The organism is Oscillochloris sp. ZM17-4 (genome assembly GCF_019599295.1).
GTDB lineage: Bacteria > Chloroflexota > Chloroflexia > Chloroflexales > Chloroflexaceae > Oscillochloris.
The window spans coordinates 1-19055 of record NZ_JAIEWN010000020.1; the positions used below are offsets into that span (position 1 = coordinate 1).

Here is a 19055-nt window from a genome sequence, read left to right on the forward strand (position 1 = left end):
CGACGAGCAGCTCGCCCAGGCGCTCGCTGCGCGCCGCCCCGCTCAGCGCGCCGGTCAGCGGCGTGTCGGGGATCTCCAGGCCCAGCAGATCGTTCAGCAGCGGCAGCTGCTCGGCCAGCTCCGGCGCGGCGGCCCGCGCCTGATCCAGCGCCCGCGCCCGCCGCTCGGCCGGGCCGGACGCCGCACCGAGGCCGAAATAGGCGCTGAACAGGTCGCGCCAGGCCCGGTAGGGCGCGTCCCCCTCGGCGCCGAGCCCGGCGCCGCTCAGCAGATCGGCCCCGCCCGCGCGCAGATCCTCGGCCAGCTCGGCCACCAGGCGCGACTTGCCGATGCCCGGCTCGCCCGTGATCACCGCCACGCCGCCCGCGCCCGCCCGCAGCGCCTGGGCCGCCCTGGCGAGCGCCGCGCGCTCCGCCGCGCGGCCGACCAGAGGCGCCGCGCGGGGCGGCGTCCGCCCGGCGGATGCCAGGGTGCCTATCAGCTGGTAGACCTCGACCTCCTGCGGCTTGCCGCGCACGCGCATCAGCGGCAGCGCGCGCCAGGCGAAGCCCTCGGCGGCCGCCCGCTGGAGCTGGCCGCCCGCCAGGATCTGGCCGGGGGCCGCCGCGCTCATGAGCCGGCAGGCCATGTTCACCTCATCGCCCAGGACACCGTACGCGCAGCGCGAGACGCCGCCATAGGGGCCGGCGCGCATGGTGCCCAGGCTGAGCCCGATCCGCACCGCGCCCTGCTGCGGCGTCACCTCCAGGTCGCGCAGCTCCAGCGCGGCCCGCAGCGCCCGCGCGGCGTCGTCCTCGTGGGCCAGCGTCGCGCCGAAGGCCGCGTAGAGATAGCCGCCCTTATCGGCCATCGTCACATCGACCAGCGCGCCCTCGTAGCGCGCCACGGCCTGCTGGACCCGCCGGATGTAGCGGTCAAGCTGCGCGCCGGCCGCGTCGGCCTCGTAGTCCAGGCCGCCGAACTGGAGCATCAGGGCCGTGGCCGGGCGCAGCTCGGCGAGCAGCGGCGCGCCGCCGCGGCGCAGGCGGACGGGCGGCGGCAGCCAGGGGCGCAGCGCCGCCTCAGGGATGTCTGGGCGTGGCCAGGCGTGGCCGGCGGGGGCGATAGGCCTGGCCAGGGCGGAGATGCTGGCCGCCCGCGCGCCGGTCTGCGGGTCGGCGCGGCGCGCGGCGATGATCACCGCCGGACGCAACAGATCGAGGGTCGCGTCATCGACGATCACATCGGCCTGCTCGGCCAGCTTCGCGCTGGCGGCCAGCCGGTCGAGCGTGCTGCCGGCAAGGGTATCAAGCAGCTGGATCGCCGGGTCGCCGATCTGGAAGCGCCGCACCGCGCCGTAGGCGATCGCCGTCTTCACCCGCAGGGCCGCCGGGCCGCCGGGGGTCGGGGTGGCGTCGAACACGCCCATGGCCTCGCGCATGGCCAGCGCGCAGGCGACGGCGCGGTGGGCCGCCCCCAAACCCCAACCCTTAACCCCCAACCCCCGATCAGCGAACCAGCAGGTCATCGCATCGCCGCTAAAGCTGATCACGCTGCCGCCGAAGGCCTCAATCTGGGCGATCAGCACCGAGTAGACCTGGTTGAGCAGCGCGGTAAGCTCCTCGGCGCCGCGGCGCGGGCCGAGCGCCTGGGTGAAGGTGTCAGTAAGGGGGGTGAAGCCGGTGACATCAGTGAAGATCACCGCGCCGAGGGCGCGGCCGGGGAGCGGCGCGCCCAGGGCGAGCGCGGCGCGCCGATCCTGAGGCAGGTAGGCCTGCGGATCGTCTTGCATGGGTGTCGCCAGGTAGAGAAGCAGCCGGGCCTGGGGCGGCGCGGGTATGTCGCGCTATCCCAGGCCCGGCCATCATCGCAAACGAAAGAGGGTCTATGCCGCGCTGGTGTGGTCGTTGTTGCCCAGCAAGCTCATCGACACGCGCAGCAGGGCCAGGTCATCGTTCGAGACACGGGCGAGGGCCGCATCGTCAGCGGAGACGGCGCCGGTGATCAGCAGGAGCGCGCGCAGGCCAGCCGGCCACGACGAGTCGCCGGGGGCATCGGTGCGGCGGGCGTGCCAGCTCTCCGCGCCGGGCGGCGGAAGGATTAGGGCATATGGGGTATGTCGCGCAGGAGGCATGATCACTCCTCTCGTTGATACTTAAGAGATAGTGTAGAGCCAAGCGCCGCCCCCGTCAAGGGGATTATGAGCGATGCCAGCTTCGCTGGCATCGTTCCACGCCACCACTATCAGAGCAGCGCGGTAAGATCATCGAGGATGTAGGTCGGCTGGTGGGGCGCAGCGGGCAGGTCGGCGCGGGAGCTGTCGCCGGTGAGCACCAGCGCCGTGTCCATGCCGGCCTCGGCGCCCATGGCGATGTCGGTCATCAGCCGGTCGCCCACCATCAGGCAGCGCTCGGGGGGGATGCCGATCATCGCGCTGACCGTGCGGGCCATGATCGGCGAGGGCTTGCCGACATTCACCTCGCAGCGGGTGTTGGCGCAGGCCTCGATCGCCGCGATAATCGCCGCCGCGTCGGGCTCGCCGCCGCCGGGCACCGGGCAGAAGCGGTCGGGGTTGGTGGCCACCAGGCGCGCGCCGGCCCGGATGGCGTCAAAGGCCACCTGGAGCTTGTGGTAGACAAAGGTGCGGTCGAACGACGCGATCACGAACTGCACCTCGCCGGCCCGCTCGCTGATCGGGAAGCCCGCCGCCGTCAGCTCGTCGATCAGCGGCTGCTCGCTCACCGGGTAGACGACCGCGCCCGGGGCGTTGGCCTTCAGCCACTCGACCATCACATAGGTGGTGTTCACCACCTCGGACAGGTCGGCATGGATGCCGAACTTCGTCAGCTTGGCCACGTACTGCGCGCGGTTCTTCGTCGGGTTGTTCGAGAGAAAGGCCACCCGTCGTCCGTCGCGGCGCAGCCGGGCGAACAGCTCGACCGCCCCCGGCAGCAGGATGTCCCCCAGGTAGACCGTGCCATCCAGGTCGAAGATATAGCCCTCGTAGGCGGGGATCTGAGTCATTGCAAAAAACCCACATGATGGTGCCGCGCCGTGTCAGGCGAAGGCGGCACAGCGAAAACAGCAGGGCCACGTCATGGTCACTCGCCCGGCCCGTACACGGGCGGGCTAGAATCTGCGAATGCCGCCTGTGCGGCATTCCAAAGCCCACGAAGGTGGGCTTCGCCAAATGCGAGCCCGCGACTTCAGTCGCCGGGCGGGCGGATGCGGGAACAATGACGCGACACAGCGAAAACAGCTCCCCGGCTGGCATCACTTCGCGCAGGGCTCAGTATAGCCGATCGGGGCCGCGAGCGCGCTGCTGATGGCGGCGCGCAGATCGCTGAGGGTGGCCGGCTTGCCGAGGTAGACTGAGGCGCCCGCCCGGTAGGCCTGGCGCTCCACCGACGGCTCGGCCGAGATCATAATGAAGGGCACCGCCGAGCGCTCACGCAGGGCGCGGAGCAGATCGAGCCCGCTCATATTCGGCATGCGGTTATCGCTGATCACCAGGTCGGCCGGGGCGGCCAGGAATGCCGTCAGGGCAAGCTGCCCGTCGGACGCCGCGATGACCTGGGCGTCGGGGAGAATGTGCTCAATCGCGCGGATGAGGAAGGCGCGCACGCCAGCCTCATCTTCAACCAGGAGGACCCGCATAGACGTGCTCGCTCTCTAAGATGCTGCGGCCTCGCTGCCGTGTCGCAGCTAGGGCTTATATGAACGCCCCTCTCCTGTGTATTTGTGAGCAATTTGGAGCGCCTTAGCTGTCTAATCTGTCATCTCTGCGCGAGGCGCGCATCGCCCGCAACGCACCAACGAGCAGCCTGTGGTATATTTGTGCTAGGGAGTTGGTTCACAGGAGCAGATATGATGCAGCAGCGCAACCGCCTCGGCGTGATCACCAGCGGCTCACTCACAGAGGGGCTCACCGCGCGCCTGGAGGCCCGCGAGAGCGTTGAGGATATGCGCGTCGGCAAGTTTGTGGTCGTCCAGGGCGAGAAGCACGAGTTCTTCTCGATGATCACCGACGTGGTGCTGGAGGCGACCAACCAGAAGGTGCTGATCGACCCGCCCCACGGCGACGCCTTCATCCACGAGGTGCTCGCCGGCACCTCCACCTACGGCACGCTCCAGATGAAGCCGCAGCTCATGCTGCCCACCGACCGCGCCGAGAATATGCTGCCGGTGAAGACAATCCCCCGCCACTTCTCGCCGGTCTTCGAGGCCGAGGAGGGCGACTTCAGCCGGGTCTTCGGACAGGCCGACGCCACCCACTTCGAGGTGGGCCGGCCGCTCGACATGGACGTGCCGGTCTGCATCAACCTGGAGCGCCTGGTCGAGCGATCCAACGGCATCTTCGGCAAGAGCGGCACCGGCAAGAGCTTCCTGACCCGCCTGCTGCTCTGCGGCACCATCCACGCCGGGGTCGCCTCCAACCTGATCTTCGACATGCACAACGAGTATGGCTGGGAGTCGCGCGCTGAGGGCGGCAGCTTTGTGAAGGGGCTGCGCCAGCTCTTCGGCAGCGATGTGCTGGTCTACACGCTCGACCCCGAGTCGTCACGGCGGGGCCACTACGACGGCGATGTGGTGATCGGGCTCGACCAGATCGAGGTGGAGGACGTGACGCCGCTGGAGCAGGAGCTGAACCTGAGCAGCACGGCGACCGAGTCCTCGTACCTGCTGTACGACAAGTTCAAGAAGCGCTGGATGCGCGAGCTGCTGGACATGGACAGCGCAGCGGTGCAGGAGTTCGCCGAGAGCACCGGCGCCCACGCCGGGGCGATCGGCGCCCTCAAGCGCAAGCTCAGCCAGATCACCCGGCTCAACTTCATCCGCGACCAGGCCGACTTCTCGACGATAGATCGCCTGATCGAGGCGCTGGCCGCCGGGCGCCATGTGGTGCTAGAGTTCGGCCAGCACAGCAACAGCCTCGTCTACATGCTGGTCGCCAACATCATCACCCGGCGCATCTACCGGCGCTGGGTGGATCAGACCGAGAAGTTCATCCACTCGAAGAACAGCGCCGACAAGCCGCGCCCGCTGATGATCACCATCGAGGAGGCCCACAAGTTCCTCAACCCGGCCACGGCCAAGCAGACGATCTTCGGCACGATCGCCCGCGAGCTGCGCAAGTATAGCGTGACGCTGCTGGTGGTCGACCAGCGCCCGTCCTCGATCGACAACGAGGTCATGAGCCAGCTGGGCACGCGGATCACGGCCCTGCTCAACGATGACAAGGACATCGACGCGGTGTTCACCGGGGTGAGCGGGGGCAGCGGGCTGAAGGCGGTGCTGGCGACCCTTGACAGCAAGCAGCAGGCCCTCGTGCTCGGCCACGCCGTGCCGATGCCGGTGGTGATCCGCACCCGGCCCTACGACGACGCGCTCTACGCGGCGGTGGAGCGGCGCGGCCCGCGCCTGGTGCCCACGCCGGCCCGCTCCGCCCAGGAGGAGGTGGATGAATTATTCCCGGGCGGGTCATGCGCGAACCACGCGCCGCATTGATGCGCGCGCCGGGCATCCGTAGGGCCGAAGCATTTTTGGTGTGTGCGCCAGAGGCGCACACACCAAAAATGCTTCGGCCCTACAAATTGGATGCGGCGGCGGCGTCCAGCATCCAGACCACGTGGCCCCCGGCGGGGCGGACAACCTGGGCCGGGGTGGCGCGGGGGTCGTAGGGGCCGCGCAGGGCGGCGCGCACCTTGGCCGCCTTGTCGGCGCCCGCCACCAGGAAGATCGCCGTCGCGGCGCGGTTGAGCGCGGCCGGGGTCAGGCTGATCCGCGTGGGCGGCGGCTTGGGCGAGCCATCCACGGCGACGGCGAGCTGCTCGGCCGGCGCGTCAAGCTGCGGGAAGCCGGGGAAGAGCGAGGCGGTGTGGCCGTCCGGCCCCATGCCCAGCACGGCGATGTCGATCTGTCCGCCGTGCGCGGCCAGCAGCGCCTGGAGCTGGCGATCATACACCGAGGCGGCCAGATCCGCCGTGGCGGAGAAGGTCGGCACCGGGTAGACCTGCGCGGGCGGGATGGGCGCATGGTCGATCAGGGTCTGGCGGGCCATCAGGTAGTTGCTGTCGGGGTCGTCGAAGGGCACGTAGCGCTCGTCGGCCCAGATCAGGCTCAGGCGCTCCCAGGGCACGCGGGCGCGCAGCGGCTCGGCGACAAGCAGCCGGTGGACGTGGGGCGGCAGCGAGCCGCCCGAGAGGGCCAGCAGACAGCTGCCGCGGGCGGCCACCGCCTCGGCGGCCAGCCCGGCGATGCGCTCGGCGGCGGCGGCGGCCAGCGCCTCGGCCTTCGGAAAGATCAGAACCTCTGGCTCGTGCATAGCTACTCCCGGATTGCAGATTGCAGATTGCAGATTGAGCGCCCGGTTCTACAACCCACAATCCACAATCTGCAATCTGCAATCTGCAATCAGGCGGATCGCCTCGGCGCGAGCCGCCTCGTGGGGCTCGGCGCGCATGTAGCTGCGGCAGGCGCCCCAGTAGCTGGCCAGCAGCCGCAGGGCCGGCAGGCGGCGCTGCTCCGCCTCGCTGAGCGGCCCGGCCGACTGGTAGCCCTCAAGCAGCCCCTCGCGCCATGTGGCCGGGTGGGCCGCGCTCAGGCCGCAGGCCAGGTCGTAGATCCCATCGCCGCCCACGTAGAAGCCCGGGTCGATAAAGGCCTCCAGGTGGACGTTCTCGCCGGATGTGCAGCGGGCGGCATGCGGGCCGAAGCCGCCGTGGATAAGCACCGGCTGCTGGCAGTCGAGCAGCGGGCTGTCGAGCAGGGCGGCCACGGCGGCCCGCTCGGCCTCGCCGAAGACCAGGGCGTCGGCGGGGGGGGCGGCCAGGCGGCGGCCGATCTGGCGCAGCACCGCGCGCCACGTCTGCTGCGGCCAGCGCCCGGCGGGCGTGGGCCGCCCCGCGCCGCCCGCCGTGATCCGGTGCATCCGGCGCAGCGCCCGCCCCGACTGACGCCCCGCCCCGCGCAGCAGCGGCCCGTCCGGCAGCTGGCCGGCCGTACACCCCGGCACATAGGACTCCAGCGTGAAGGCGAAGGGCACCAGCGCCCGCGAGAGGTCGCGCTGGATGATCCTGGGGGCCGGCAGGTTGTGGCCGGCCAGCGCCCGCATCACATAGACGTAGGCCGCGAGGTCGTCCTCGGGCGACACGCGCAGGATCAGGTGCGAGCTCGGCAGGCTGATCCGCACCAGGAGGTGGTCGGCTGTCTGCCCGTGCAGGCGCACCTCCAGGGGCCGCAGGTTGAGCGAGCGCACCACGATCGCGGTGTAGTCGCCCAGGCGGCTCAGCGAGCGGCGCCAGGCGTCGCTCAGACCCTCCTCCGACGAGGGCGAGATATAGTGGTTGAGATGGGAGTATGACATAGGTATCGTACGCCGTAGGGTCGCAGCAGCGCGGCGCTGCTGCGACCCTACGGCGCGGCCTGCACCTGGGGCAGCACGAAGCGCAGGGCGCGGGCGCTGGAGCGGTCCACCACCCACACGCTGCCGTCGGGCGCCACCGCCATGCCGCTCGGGCTGTTTAGCGAGGCCAGGTCGGAGCCGGCGCCGCCCCAGCGCAGCAGCACGTCGCCGCGCAGGTTGGCCGCGAGCACCTGCTGGCGGCTCGGCACGCTCACATACACCGTCCCGTCGGGGCTGGCCGCGATCGAGGGGTCGTCATAGGTGTTCGGCTTCCACCCGCTCACCTGCCAGGTGACGATCGGGATGGGGCCGACCTGGCCGCTGCCGTCGGGCGCGAAGACCTGCACCCGCCCGTTCCAGGTGTCGGCCACGTAGACGTTGCCCTGGGCGTCCACGGCCACGCCGGTGGGCTCGTTGAAGGCACCCAGGTCGGAGCCGGCGTAGCCCCACTGGTAGCGGTAGACGCCCTGCTCGTCGGTGACGACGATGCGCTTGTTGCCGGTGTCGGCGATGTAGACATTGCCCGCCGAGTCCACGGCCACGCCGCGCGGGCCGAAGAAGCCGAGCGGCGCGGCCTCATTCTTCGCCTTGTCCCCGTCCGTGATCGTCGCCTTCCGCCCGTCGCCCAGGTCCTGCTCGCCGCTGCCCCAGCTGGCGACCGCCCGGCCGTCGGGGGCGTACTTCACGATCCGGGCGTTCCAGGTGTCGGCCACGTACAGGTTGTCCTGGGCATCCACGGCCACGCCGCGTGGCTCGTAGAGCTTGCCGAGCTCGCTGCCGAGGCCGCCGAAGCTGCGGATCAGCTCACCACTGGCGCTGAAGACGTGGATCTGGTGGGAGCCGGTGTCGGCCACGTACAGGTTGCCCTGGCCGTCCACGGCGCCGCCGGTGGGGCTGCTGTTGCCGGCAGGCATGCTGGCCAAGGTCTGGGCCACCAGGCGCAGGTCAGCCGTGCCGCCCGCCGACGCCGACGCCTCGCCCACGCCGCCGGCCAGATCCTTGCGCAGCCAGACCTCCATCTCGCGGGCGCCGGGCGTCAGCGACTCGGGCAGCTTGCGATAGATCAGAAACGTGTAGAGCGTGTCCCAGTTATCGCGCTGGAGCGGCCAGAGGATGGGCGCCAGCGGGCCATACACCTCCGCGCTGATGTCGCGCCCGCAGCCGCCGCGCCCGCCCTCATCGGTGGGGGCGGCCGTCAGGATGGCCTGGCTCGTCCAGGTGCTGTAGTAGAACTTCTTATAGCCGGGGTCGTTCGGCGAGCACTTCTGGCCCTCCGGGAACCACCAGTTGAACACGCCGGTCGGGCCGTAGGGCTGGACGTAGTTCTGCTCCAGGGCGTTGCGCACATCGTCGGAGACGTGCGGCTTGTAGAGCAGCACGACCGGCGCGGCGGCGGTGCTGCCGTCGGGCATGGTCACATCGAAGGTGCTCGGCCCCGGGCTCCTCTGGAAGGTGTCCTTCTTCGTCCACACCAGGCTCTGAAAGTCGCGCAGGTACCACTGGAGCGGCCAGGCCAGCGAGCCGTCGCCGTTGTCGTCGCCGCTGTCGATGAAGACGGGCATGCTCAGGCCGCCGGTGGCGTCCTTGGCCGTGCGGCTGTTGCGGGTCAGGTTGGTGGCCAGCTCGCGGATGTCGGCCACATAGCGCGGCACGTCGGGGGCGGTCTGGGTGTAGACCAGCAGCTCGACGGGGGTGTCGGGGTGCTCGTAGACGGCCATCCAGGTGGAGCGCAGGGTGTAGGCGCCGATCAGGCCGGCCACGGTGAGCCCGCAGAGGGCCAGCACGGCCCGCCCGCCGGCCCGGCTGGCCAGGGTGAGCAGGCCGTAGATCAGGGCGCCGGCGATGATCAGCGGCACGAGGCCCTGGAGCAGGTTGCTCTGGGCGCCCTGCCCCGAGGCCGGCAGCCCCAGCCGCCACAGGGCCACGCCGATGGAGACGAGCGCCAGCAGCGTGCCGAGCGGGGCGAAGATAATTGCAGATTTCAGATTGGAGATTGCAGATTGCTGTGCGCCCTCTGACGCCTCTGCGTTGATCGACGTGGCAATCTGCAATCTGCAATCTACAATCTGCAATAGCCTCCCCAGCGCCCAGGCCGCCAGCAGGTTGCCCGGCAGGGCCATGTGGACGAGCAGCCAGGGCATCTTCTCGCCGGCCCACGAGAAGAAGATCACCGCGCTAATAAACCAGAAGGCCAGCAGCAGCGGGGCGAGCGGCCAGGGGGAGGAGGCAGGAGGCTGGTGGCTGGTGGCAGAGGGTGGGGCGGCGGCCATTTCAGCGTGCTCATCCGCGTTCGCGGCGAGCGCCCTCGGTGATCTCCCGGCCTCCCCATCGTCCTCATCATCCTCCACTATCTCCTGCTCGTCCTGCCCCCTGCCTTCTACCTCCTGCCCCCTGCCTCCTGCCTCCTGCCTCCGCTGCCTGGTCACGATCACCCGCCGCACCACCGCCGCGACCATCGCCACCACCACGCCGACCCCGCTCAGCACAGCCAGCGGCTCGTAGAGCGGCAGCTGCATCAGGTAGTAGAACCAGGGCTGGTCGCCGCGGGCGTACTCCTGCTGGCTGCCGAGCCAGTAGGCCAGCCCGGCATAGAGCCCGTCGATCGCGCCGCGCGGGTAGGCGAAGAAGGTCGTGTACTCTACCAGGTAGATCGCCGCCAGGACGCCCAGGGCCACCCAGACGCTGCGCCGATCCTCGCGCCAGGTCGTCAGCAGGCGCTCGGTCAGGATGGGCCGCGGGTCCCAGAGGCCCTGGCAGAGCCAGGCCATAGCCAGGGCCGAGGCGATCAGGAAGGCCTTCTCGCCCAGGTAGAGCCCCTTGCCGATCGGCAGCGGCGGGTTGAGCAGCATCAGCGGCAGGCAGAGGGCGAAGACGCCGATCAGGCCCCAGTGCAGGTAGCGGGCGAATCGGCTCTCGGCCAGCAGGCGCATGAGCAGGAAGACGCCGAAGATGAAGAACAGGATGTAGTAGAGCTCGTGGGTGCCCATGGCCAGGGCGACGGCGGCGGCGGTGAGGTAGAGCCAGCCGGGCCGGCCGCTGTCGAGCCAGCGAAGCGCCCCGATGAACATCCAGATCTCCCAGAGCACCATCAGGCCATCGTGGCGGGCGAAGCGCGTGAAGTAGAGCAGCGAGGGCGAGAAGGCCAGCAGGGCGGCGGCGATCAGCGCGCCGCGCCGGCCCAGGTAGGGCCGCAGCCACCAGGCCGAGGCGACCATGCCGATCCCGGCCACGGCCATGGGCAGGCGGGCCTGGGCGTCGCCGTCGCCGAACAGGAAGTACGAGGCCAGGGTGAGTATGTACAGCACCGGCCCGTGGTACACCGGGTCGTAGCAGTAGGTGGGCGCAGTCACGCCGCCCCAGCAGTTGAAGCTGCCGGCGCCGGTGTAGAAGCGCCAGCTCGACCAGGCGTGGATGCTCTCATCGTGGTGCATGGCCATCTGGCCCAGGCCCCACAGGTGCGCGATCACGCTCAGGGCGACGATCGCCAGGTAGGCCGCGATCTCCCAGTTGACCCGTGAGAGGCTCATGGCACGCTCGAAGGGCGTTGCGGCGGCCCGGCGCGGGAGGGTGTCTACTGCCATAGGTGTCGCTAACCTACCTCGGCCCCTCACCCCCCAGCCCCCTCTCCCTCAAAGGGAGAGGGGGATCCGCGCCAGCGGCGGGGGTGAGGGCCTTCTACATTACGGATTTGCCCCATCAAGCGCGCCGCCGAGGCCGACGCCGATCTGGCTGGCGATCTCGGGGCGCACGGCCACAACAAAGTCGGACGACCCGAGCGGGTAGCCGGTCTCGCGAAACATCAAGAACTTCCAGAGCCGCGCGTCCACATCGCGGTCGAACGGCGCGCGCAGGAGCTGGCCGAGCAGCGAGACGCTCTCCAGGGGCGCGTCGTGCCAGCCCGGCGACAGCCGGTAGATCTGGTCCTCGGGGAACCACCAGCGCAGCGGGTAGCGCTGGATCACGAAGCCGTCGAGCAGCTGGCGGTTCTGCGGGTACTGCGCCAGGTTCTCGTCGAGCATCAGCACCGCCATCACGTCATCGCCGGGCGGGCCGGCCAGCTGCTCGGGGGTGCGCTGGGCCTTGCTGAAGTCACGCATATACCAGAGCCATACCGTCTCGTTGTCATACATCACCGGCATGGCCAGCCCGTTGCCGCGCCGTCGCGAGGCCTCCTCCAGCCGGCGGACGACCCGCATCACATCGGGGGATGTCTGGGTGTAGACCAGCATCTCCACCGGGGTGTCGCCGTTCTGGTAGGCCAGGCGGTAGGCGCTGCGCGCGGTGTAGAGCGCCCCGCCGACGGCGACGCAGATCGCCAGGGCCGCGATCGCCCAGCGCGCGCCCCAGCGCAGCCCGGAGCCCACCGTCAGCAGGGCCAGAAGCAGCAGGCCAAAGAGCATCGCGGCCCAGGGCTGGAGCAGGGCGCTCTCGCCAAAGCCGACGATCGCCGTCATCAGCACGTAGCACAGGGCGAGGATCACGGCGAAGAGGGCCGCAAAAAGGCTGAAGGCTGAAGGCTGAAGGCTGAAGGCTGAAGGCTGAAGGCTGAAGGCTGAAGGCGGTGAGGTAGGATCGTCTGTCTCAGGATCAATCAGCGCGGCGCCCTGGATGCTGCGCTGGAAGGCCCAGGCGGCGAGCAGCACCAGCGGCAGGGCGACGTGGGTGGTCAGCCAAGGCATCTTCTCGCCGGCCCAGGAGTAGATCACGAGGGCGCCCACGGCCCACCAGGCGATGAGCAGAATGCTGAATGTTGAATGCTGAATGTTGAATGCCGGGCTGCGCCAGCGACGGATGGTGTCCCACAGAATCAGGCCGAAGCCGATCAGCCCGAAGAGCAGCAGCAGTGGCTCGTAGATAGCGAGCTGGACGAGGTAGTAGTAGCGCGGCTGGCCGCCGCGCTGGACGTTATGCTGGGCCAGCCAGTAGAGCAGCGAGCCGCTGGTGCCGGTGATCAGGCCGAGCAGGTTGGTGAAGAAGGCGGTGAAGAAGAGCGCGTAGACCGCGCCGAAGATCGCCAGGGCCACCAGCCAGCGCCGGCCCTCGCCCAGGCTGGCGAACACGTCGGCCACCGGATCGCCCCCCTCACGGGCGGCCCGCCAGGGGCTCTGCCCACCGCGGCCCCAGATCGCCCACCAGAGGCCGCCGAGCGTGGCCAGCCCCAGGCCCAGCCCCAGCAGCACGGCGGGGTGGCCCACAAACTTCCCGAGATCCTGCAGGTAGAGGCCGAGGTTCGCCAGCAGGCCGCGACCGCCGTCGTTGTCGGCGCGGTTGCGGATGCGCAGGGCGTAGCCGTTATCGTCCGTCTCAAGCGGCCGCCAGCCGAAGAGCGGGCCGGGCGTGAACTGCATCTCGCCGGTCTGCGGGTCGCGGGTGGCGTTATGTCCGCCATCGACCAGCGCCTCGCCGGGGAGCACGAAGGCCAGGATGACCGCCGCCACCGCCAGGGCGCCCAGCACCGCCACGCCGGGCCGGTAGACCCGCCAGAGGAAGGCCAGGGCCAGCGGCGCGCCCATGATCAGCAGGAAGAGGTAGCTCGTCTCCTGGTTCACATACATCAGGCCGAAGGCCAGTGCGCCGGCGTAGAGCCAGGCCGGGCGGCGGGTGCTGGCGTAGCGCACGATCGCCGCGAAGACCAGCATCTCACAGAGCACCGAGTAGATGTCGTGGCGGATGAAGCGCCCGTAGTAGAGGAAGACCGGCGAGATCAGCAGGTAGACGGCGGCGGCGAGGGCGGCCAGCCGGCCGATCTCGCGCCGGATCAGATAGGGCGTCAGCGTGAGCGCGGTGCCGGCCAGGGCCGCGCCAAGCCGCGCGGTGAAGTCGTTATCGCCGAAGAGCCAGTAGCAGAGCGCCCCGATATGGTAGAGCAGCGGCCCGTGCAGCAGCGGGTCGTGGATGTAGCCGCGCCCGCTGTAGAGGAACCAGGAGTAGGCGGCGTGGAGCGTCTCGTCGTGGTGCAGCGCGCGATCGCCCAAGGCCCAGAGGTGAGCCAGCAGCGCCAGCAGCCCCAGCCCGAGGTAGGCCAGCTGCTCCATGGTGAGCGCCCATGCCCGCGCCGATGGTGCGTGCTGTGTGGCGGCATCGCCTGAGCTCGCCGCCGCTTCGGCGACCTGGGGACGAGGCAGATCGAGGGTTGACATCGCACCTCAGAAAAGGGAACAGGGTATCGGGGACAGGGGACAGGTATATGGCCGAGATCATTATCGCGGGCATTGTACACGAACGAGGATGCAGGGGCAAGATAGCACACGCGGCGCAACGATGTTGCGCCGCGTGTGTCGTCTTGTCCTGCGGGGTGACGGCTACGCCGGCTCCAGGGTCAGCACCTCGGCGGTGTCGCCCTCGACGGCGGCGCGGCTCCAGAGCATCGGGCAGTAGCCGCCGTCGCGCCAGGCCTCGGCCATGTCGCTGTAGTGCTTGCTGGCCGGGTGGCCGCTCTGCCCGGCGGGCAGGATCACCCGCGAGTTATCCCATGCGCCCACGTCGATGATCTGGCGGTAGGAGGGCGCGTTGAACACCGGCCCGGCCGGGCTGTTGCGCGGGGTGTAGGCCTGGTTCACCGTGTCGATATCGCCGCCGGCCGGCCAGGGGCCGCGGTTGAAGAGCCGGGAGAGGGCGGCCACGCCGCCCAGCGGGTGGCGCAGGGTCAGCCGGTGGATCTGGCCGTAGCGCCAGCGGGCCGGGTCGGCCCCCAGCCGGCGCAGCTCAGCCACGGCGCGAGAGAGCGCCGTCTGGAGCAGGTCGTCCCAGGTGCGCCCCGGGCCGAGCCAGGGGTCGGGGCGGCCGGGCGCGGGCGCGGCGGCGATCCGCTCCAGCAGGCCGGGCAGCGCCCGCTCAAGGTAGTTATTGGCCGGGATGCTGGCGAAGGCGCCCAGCCCGGCCGTCGCGTCGAGCAGGCCGCCCAGCTCGGCGTAGGCGATGCGCAGCAGGTGGTGGCGCAGGCCGTCGTAGATCACGCCGGCCGCGCTGCCGGGGCCGAGCTCGCCGTCCCAGGCCGCCAGGATGTCGCGGGCCATGCGCTCGGTCGGCTCGTCCACCGGCAGGTCGGCCACCAGGCGGGCCAGTGCCAGGCCGGGCAGCGAGCGCACATCGTGGTGGATGCGCGCGAAGCTGCGCGGGTCGTGGCGCTCCTCGGCCACGATCAGCTCAGCGATCCGCTCGGCCCGGTAGTGGTTCAGCCACTCGCCCTTGAGCGCCGCGTGGAAGGGGTAGTCGGACCCGGCGACCCGGTTGTTGGCCGTCACCGCCATGCCGCCGGGCGGGTTGTAGGCGACGGGCATGGCCTCGGGCGGGATGAAGCCGCGCCACTCGTGGGAGCCGTCCCAGCCCGGCACCGGCAGCTGCCCATCGCTCGCGGCGCGCACCGGCAGCTTCCCGGCCAGGGTGTAGCCGATGTTCCCGTCCACATCGGCGTAGACAAAGTTCTGCGGCGGCACGTCCCAGTCGGCCAGGGCGGCGCGGAACTCGGCCCAGCTGCCGGCGCGGTTCAGGCCCAGCACCGCGCGGGTGATCCCGGGCGAGGGGTCGAGCGCCGTCCAGCGCAGGGCCAGGGCCTCGCGGTAGGACTCGGCCACATCCACGGGGCGCGACAGCGGGCCGGCCGCGGGGCCGGCGGCCGGGTCGATCACCGGGCCGTGGCGGGTGACGCGCACCTCCACCACGCTGGGCGCGGCCTGGCCCTTGACGACGATCTCCTCGCGGGCCGTCTCGGCGCGCAGCCACCCGCCCCGCCACTGGTAGCGCAGCGGGTCGGCCGGGTCGAAGCGCTCGATGTAGAGGTCCTGGTTATCGGTCATGCCGTTGGTAACGCCCCAGGCGATGCGGCGGTTGTGGCCCAGGATGATCCCGCAGGTGCCGGGGAAGGTGCTGCCGGTGGCGTGGTAGTCGCCGCCCTCCAGGTGGGCCAGGTACCAGACGCCGGGCAGGCCCAGGCCGAGGTGCGGGTCATCGGCGAGCAGGGGCCGCCCGCTGACGCTGCGCGCGCCGCCGACCACCCAGGCGTTCGAGCCCTGGGGGCCGCCGGGCTCGCCGGTGAAGGGCGCGGCGTCGGCCAGCATGCGCAGGGCCGCCGCGCCGATGGCCGGGTCGTAGACCACGCCGGGCGGCACGCTGATCGGTGCCTCGTCGGGGTAGCGCGGGGCGATCGCGGCGGCCCGCTCGGCGCCCAGGGCGGCCACGATCCGTGCGTTGAGCAGCTCGCTCGTCCAGTTCGCCGAGAGGCTGAGCGACATCATCTTGGGCCAGATCAAGATATCGACCAGATCCCAGGGCTGCGGCGTGAGGCCGAGGATGGCGAACTCAAGCGGCAGACGGCGGCTGTTCGCCGCCAGAAAGGCGTTCACCCCACCCACATAGGCGGCGAGGATCTCGCGGGTGTGCGCATCGAGCAGATCAACCTCGCGGCGGGCGACCCGCGAGAAGCCCAGGGTGCGGACGAAGGTGTCGGAGCTGAGGGCGACCGGGCCGAAGATCTCGGCGAGGCGGCCGTGGCCGGTGCGCCGGTTCAGCTCCATCTGCCAGAGCCGGTCCTGGGCGTGGACGTAGCCGAGGGCGGCGAACAGGTCGGCGTTGCCATCGGCGTAGATATGCGGGATGCCCCAGCGGTCGCGGCGCACCTCAGCGCGGGCGGACAGGCCGGGGAGGGCGGCCCGCCCGCTGGTGCGGGGCAGGGGGCGGCGCAGGGCGGCCGCCAGGCCGACGCCGGCCAGCCCGGCCGCCACCCCGGCGGCGATACCGACCGTGCGCCCGATCCGGGTGAGATCGATCATGGGATGCCTCTGCTACACAGACGCGCCAGGCGGCGCGCGGATAATCTATTGTGGTGCCGGGCGGGCGGCCTGTCAAACCCGCGCCTCCCATGCGATTATTGACAGACGTGGTATACTTAGTAGGTTCGCCAACATCATCGCTGTGAGATCTCGGACCATATCCCTCATCTATCCCACGGCCACACTTCGTCGCTCGAAGCATGTATGTTGTTATCGCCGGAGCGAGCGCGCTGGGCATACGCCCGGCCACCGGCCATTCGAGATTCGATGTGTGTTCCGTGGGCGGCAAGTGCGCCGCCCTCACGTGCTGCGCATAGGCGCATGAGGAGTTAGAGATGCAGGTCAAGCTTTTTGTCGGTAATCTGCCCTGGAGCGTCGGTGATGCTGAGCTGGGCGAGATCTTCGCCAGCCACGGGGATGTCCAGAGCGCGCGCGTGATCAGCGACCGCGACACCGGTCGCTCGCGCGGGTTCGGCTTCGTCGAGATGGAAGCTCAGGATATCACCGCCCTGATCCAGGCCACCGACGGCTACGAGGTCGACGGCCGCAACCTTCGCGTCAACCAGGCCGAGGATAAGGAGTCGGGGCGCCGTGGCCCGGGCGGCGGCGGCGGCGGTCGCGGCGGCTTTGGCGGGCGCCGCGAGCGCTACTAATCCTGGCCGGCGCTGGTGAGTTGCGCTTGCACAATGCGGAGGTGGGGGTTCGCCCCCGCCTCCGCATTGTTTCTGGTATCGCCGCGCCCACCGAAAGGCATGCCGATGACCACCCTTGATCTGAGTGTCCCCGATGAGCTGCGGCTCGTCCTGCGCGGGGCGGATGAGGACGCCATCCTCACCACGCTGCGCCGCTGGCCGCACTGGCTCCGCGCCGAGGTGGGGCACGACCCGGACAACGCCGCGCAGGTCCTCACGGTCACGCTGATCACTGATCGCGACCAGGAGGCGACCCTGCGCGAGATTCTGCGGCGCAGCTTTGGGATGACCTTCCCGCCTGAGGGCGGCGACGTTGCGATGCTGCCGGCGCCGCCGCCGAAGCCGCAGCGGCGCGGGCTCGCGGTGCGCCGGAGGCCGTGAGCCGGCTAGGCGCTGGCTGCGCTCGCGGCGATCTGGTCGAGGGCTGCGCGGGCCGGCCCGGCGGGCAGCCCGGCGAGGGCCGCACGGGCGGCCTCGGCGTGCCGGCCCATCTCCGCGCGCGCCGGCCCCACGCCGTGGCGGCGCACCTCATCGACGGCCCAGTCCCGATCGGCGCTGCCCCGGTTGAGGGCGAGCTCAAGGCGGTCGCCGTCGCCAACCGCCGCCGCGAAGATCAGCGGCAGGGTGGCCGCGCCGTGGCGCAGGCTCTCGCCGGCCAGGCTCGATCCGTTCGCCGAGCCTCGGGCGAAGTCACGCAGCTCGACCCCGACGCGCAGGGCCAGCCCGAGGGCGTGGCCGTAGGCCGCGAGAGCCTCGATCTGATCGGCGGGCAGCCCCCCGCAGGCCGCGCCGGCCTGGCAGGCCGCGGAGAAGAGCGCGGCCGCCGCGCCGCCGGTGTGGGCGAAGTACTGCTCGCGGGCCTTGTCGAGGGGGCGCAGCGCCGGCACGGGGGCGAGCTCGCTCTCGCAGATCCGCATCACCGCCTGCGAGTAGTAGCTGATCACCCGCGGGTCGGGGCTGCGCGCCATCTCGCCGGCGGCCAGGGCGAACAGGTAGTCGCCGACCATCAGCGAGAGCCCGTGGTTCCACTCGCCCCGGCGGGTCTGCCCGAGGCGGCGCTCCGCCTCATCGACCAGATCGTTGTGGGTGCGCGTGGCGGCGTGGATGAGCTCGATGGCGGCGGCGGCGTGGATCGTCTGCGCAAGCTGGTATGTGCCGACCTGTGCCGATAGCAGCACCAGGGCGGCCCGCAGGCGATCCTCGCCGGGCCGAAGCAGGTACGGGTCGGCTGCGCGGATCACCGCCGCGCGCGCGCTAGTTCGCGCACGCACGATCTGCTCGACCTGCTGCAGGTCGGCGGCGAGCTCAGGGGGCAGGGGCGGCTGTATCATTGCTCGTGGGCGGGCGGCCGTGTCCCGGGCACCCCGCGATGAGTGGCTATCGGTGCAGTACGATACCTGATCCGCTGTGGGGTGTCAACTTTTGACACCGTGAGCAGCGAGGCCCAGATGCATCCGTGTATCATTCAGGTGACGGATCTCTCACCAAGATCTCACGTGAATGTGCAACTGCGTGTGAGGTTATGATCGTACAATGTATGTGACGACAGAGACGATGAATGACCAGTCACTACACACGGGGGACACGATGCAGAGCATAACCAGCAGCGCCATCCGCCCGGCCCGCCTGATCCGCCGGGGCCTGGGCTTTCTCTTTCTCGGCGTCGGCATCGCCGGGGCGCTTCTGCCGATCATCCCCGGCTGGCCGGGGCTGTTCGTGGCCATCCTGCTCCTCGGCCGGCGCGACCCGGCGCTGCGCAAGCTGCACCTCGTCGGCCGCCGCGGCCTGCGCAGCCTGCGCACCGCCCGCGCACCCCACATGCGCCGCATCGGCCGCTGGCTCTCCGATCAGTACGTCGGCATGCGCCGCTCGATGACGCCGCACCTCATCCGGGCCGAGAAGATGTTCAAGTAGGGGTGGAGCAGCAGCCGCTCTGCGGCTGCTGCTCCACCCCTACTTGCGCATGCGCCCGACCGCCCGGCCGAAGATCAGCCCGAGGATCAGCAGCAGCGCCGCGCCGCCCAGCACCCCTACCAGCAGATGCGGCCAGCTGAGCGGCCCGCCCATCACCCACCAGGCCAGCAGGGCCGGCCCGCCGACCAGGGCCAGCCCCACCAGCAAGAGCGGCACCGCCCCGCGCAGGAAGAGCATCATTCGGCGCATCGCATCCCCGTTGTGCGTAGGGACGCAGCGTGCTGCGTCCCTACGGGC

At 70.5% G+C, this 19055-nt stretch carries 15 protein-coding genes; 4 read left to right on the plus strand and 11 right to left on the minus strand.

Annotated elements, in window-relative coordinates:
- The 4 genes from K2Z83_RS15260 to K2Z83_RS15275 all read right to left on the minus strand — a co-directional run.
- A partial coding sequence (locus K2Z83_RS15260) for an adenylate/guanylate cyclase domain-containing protein (RefSeq protein ID WP_220596055.1) occupies nucleotides 1-1771 on the minus strand: 1771 nt, incomplete at its 3' end.
- Between the two features lie 93 nt (nucleotides 1772-1864).
- A complete protein-coding gene (locus tag K2Z83_RS15265; protein WP_220596056.1) occupies nucleotides 1865-2113 on the minus strand; it encodes a hypothetical protein in 249 nt (82 codons plus the stop codon).
- A 110-nt stretch (nucleotides 2114-2223) separates the two neighbouring features.
- Nucleotides 2224-3003: an HAD-IIA family hydrolase gene (locus K2Z83_RS15270; protein ID WP_220596057.1), complete on the minus strand. Its 780-nt coding sequence runs from the start codon at nucleotides 3001-3003 to the stop codon at nucleotides 2224-2226.
- Nucleotides 3004-3252: 249 nt separating this feature from the next.
- On the minus strand, nucleotides 3253-3636 hold the full coding sequence (locus K2Z83_RS15275) for a response regulator (protein WP_220596058.1): 384 nt from the start codon (nucleotides 3634-3636) through the stop codon (nucleotides 3253-3255).
- A 213-nt stretch (nucleotides 3637-3849) separates the two neighbouring features.
- On the opposite strand from K2Z83_RS15275, the gene K2Z83_RS15280 reads away from it, so the two are divergent.
- Nucleotides 3850-5487, plus strand: coding sequence for an ATP-binding protein (locus tag K2Z83_RS15280; RefSeq protein WP_220596152.1), 1638 nt, complete (start codon nucleotides 3850-3852; stop codon nucleotides 5485-5487).
- A gap of 79 nt (nucleotides 5488-5566) precedes the next feature.
- On the opposite strand, the gene pgl is transcribed toward K2Z83_RS15280, so the two are convergent.
- From pgl to K2Z83_RS15305, 5 genes are all read right to left on the minus strand, one after another.
- Nucleotides 5567-6304 carry a 6-phosphogluconolactonase gene (gene pgl / locus K2Z83_RS15285; protein WP_220596059.1) on the minus strand — a complete coding sequence of 246 codons (738 nt, stop codon included), beginning with the start codon at nucleotides 6302-6304 and terminating at the stop codon, nucleotides 5567-5569.
- A gap of 48 nt (nucleotides 6305-6352) precedes the next feature.
- Nucleotides 6353-7345, minus strand: a complete 993-nt coding sequence (locus K2Z83_RS15290) for a phosphotransferase (RefSeq protein WP_220596060.1) — start codon at nucleotides 7343-7345, stop codon at nucleotides 6353-6355.
- Nucleotides 7346-7392: 47 nt separating this feature from the next.
- The gene (locus tag K2Z83_RS15295; RefSeq protein ID WP_220596061.1) at nucleotides 7393-10965 is read right to left on the minus strand and encodes a flippase activity-associated protein Agl23; all 3573 of its coding nucleotides are present in this window, start codon (nucleotides 10963-10965) and stop codon (nucleotides 7393-7395) included.
- 99 nt (nucleotides 10966-11064) lie between these two features.
- Nucleotides 11065-13524 carry a flippase activity-associated protein Agl23 gene (locus tag K2Z83_RS15300; RefSeq protein ID WP_220596062.1) on the minus strand — a complete coding sequence of 820 codons (2460 nt, stop codon included), beginning with the start codon at nucleotides 13522-13524 and terminating at the stop codon, nucleotides 11065-11067.
- 162 nt (nucleotides 13525-13686) lie between these two features.
- Entirely contained in the window at nucleotides 13687-16152 is a 2466-nt protein-coding gene (locus K2Z83_RS15305; protein WP_220596063.1) for a penicillin acylase family protein, read from the minus strand.
- 335 nt (nucleotides 16153-16487) lie between these two features.
- Here K2Z83_RS15305 and K2Z83_RS15310 point away from each other — a divergent pair, with 335 nt between their 5' ends.
- Both K2Z83_RS15310 and K2Z83_RS15315 read left to right on the plus strand, forming a co-directional pair.
- Nucleotides 16488-16805, plus strand: coding sequence for an RNA-binding protein (locus tag K2Z83_RS15310; RefSeq protein ID WP_220596064.1), 318 nt, complete (start codon nucleotides 16488-16490; stop codon nucleotides 16803-16805).
- A gap of 105 nt (nucleotides 16806-16910) precedes the next feature.
- On the plus strand, nucleotides 16911-17225 hold the full coding sequence (locus tag K2Z83_RS15315) for a hypothetical protein (RefSeq protein ID WP_220596065.1): 315 nt from the start codon (nucleotides 16911-16913) through the stop codon (nucleotides 17223-17225).
- 5 nt (nucleotides 17226-17230) lie between these two features.
- Here K2Z83_RS15315 and K2Z83_RS15320 read toward each other — a convergent pair whose 3' ends face one another.
- Nucleotides 17231-18175: a polyprenyl synthetase family protein gene (locus K2Z83_RS15320; protein WP_220596066.1), complete on the minus strand. Its 945-nt coding sequence runs from the start codon at nucleotides 18173-18175 to the stop codon at nucleotides 17231-17233.
- A gap of 256 nt (nucleotides 18176-18431) precedes the next feature.
- On the opposite strand from K2Z83_RS15320, the gene K2Z83_RS15325 reads away from it, so the two are divergent.
- A complete protein-coding gene (locus K2Z83_RS15325; RefSeq protein WP_220596067.1) occupies nucleotides 18432-18758 on the plus strand; it encodes a hypothetical protein in 327 nt (108 codons plus the stop codon).
- A 39-nt stretch (nucleotides 18759-18797) separates the two neighbouring features.
- Here K2Z83_RS15325 and K2Z83_RS15330 read toward each other — a convergent pair whose 3' ends face one another.
- Nucleotides 18798-19007 carry a hypothetical protein gene (locus K2Z83_RS15330; protein ID WP_220596068.1) on the minus strand — a complete coding sequence of 70 codons (210 nt, stop codon included), beginning with the start codon at nucleotides 19005-19007 and terminating at the stop codon, nucleotides 18798-18800.
- Between the last annotated feature and the right edge of the window lie 48 nt (nucleotides 19008-19055).

Coding starts and splice junctions, on each gene's coding strand:
- K2Z83_RS15325 (WP_220596067.1), top strand. CDS start 18,432: ATGCAGAGCATAACCAGCAGCGCCATCCGCCCGGCCCGCCTGATCCGC.
- pgl (WP_220596059.1), bottom strand. CDS start 6,304: ATGCACGAGCCAGAGGTTCTGATCTTTCCGAAGGCCGAGGCGCTGGCC.
- K2Z83_RS15295 (WP_220596061.1), bottom strand. CDS start 10,965: ATGGCAGTAGACACCCTCCCGCGCCGGGCCGCCGCAACGCCCTTCGAG.
- K2Z83_RS15315 (WP_220596065.1), top strand. CDS start 16,911: ATGACCACCCTTGATCTGAGTGTCCCCGATGAGCTGCGGCTCGTCCTG.
- K2Z83_RS15320 (WP_220596066.1), bottom strand. CDS start 18,175: ATGATACAGCCGCCCCTGCCCCCTGAGCTCGCCGCCGACCTGCAGCAG.
- K2Z83_RS15275 (WP_220596058.1), bottom strand. CDS start 3,636: ATGCGGGTCCTCCTGGTTGAAGATGAGGCTGGCGTGCGCGCCTTCCTC.
- K2Z83_RS15290 (WP_220596060.1), bottom strand. CDS start 7,345: ATGTCATACTCCCATCTCAACCACTATATCTCGCCCTCGTCGGAGGAG.
- K2Z83_RS15310 (WP_220596064.1), top strand. CDS start 16,488: ATGCAGGTCAAGCTTTTTGTCGGTAATCTGCCCTGGAGCGTCGGTGAT.
- K2Z83_RS15280 (WP_220596152.1), top strand. CDS start 3,850: ATGCAGCAGCGCAACCGCCTCGGCGTGATCACCAGCGGCTCACTCACA.
- K2Z83_RS15330 (WP_220596068.1), bottom strand. CDS start 19,007: ATGCGCCGAATGATGCTCTTCCTGCGCGGGGCGGTGCCGCTCTTGCTG.
- K2Z83_RS15305 (WP_220596063.1), bottom strand. CDS start 16,152: ATGATCGATCTCACCCGGATCGGGCGCACGGTCGGTATCGCCGCCGGG.
- K2Z83_RS15265 (WP_220596056.1), bottom strand. CDS start 2,113: ATGCCTCCTGCGCGACATACCCCATATGCCCTAATCCTTCCGCCGCCC.
- K2Z83_RS15270 (WP_220596057.1), bottom strand. CDS start 3,003: ATGACTCAGATCCCCGCCTACGAGGGCTATATCTTCGACCTGGATGGC.
- K2Z83_RS15300 (WP_220596062.1), bottom strand. CDS start 13,524: ATGTCAACCCTCGATCTGCCTCGTCCCCAGGTCGCCGAAGCGGCGGCG.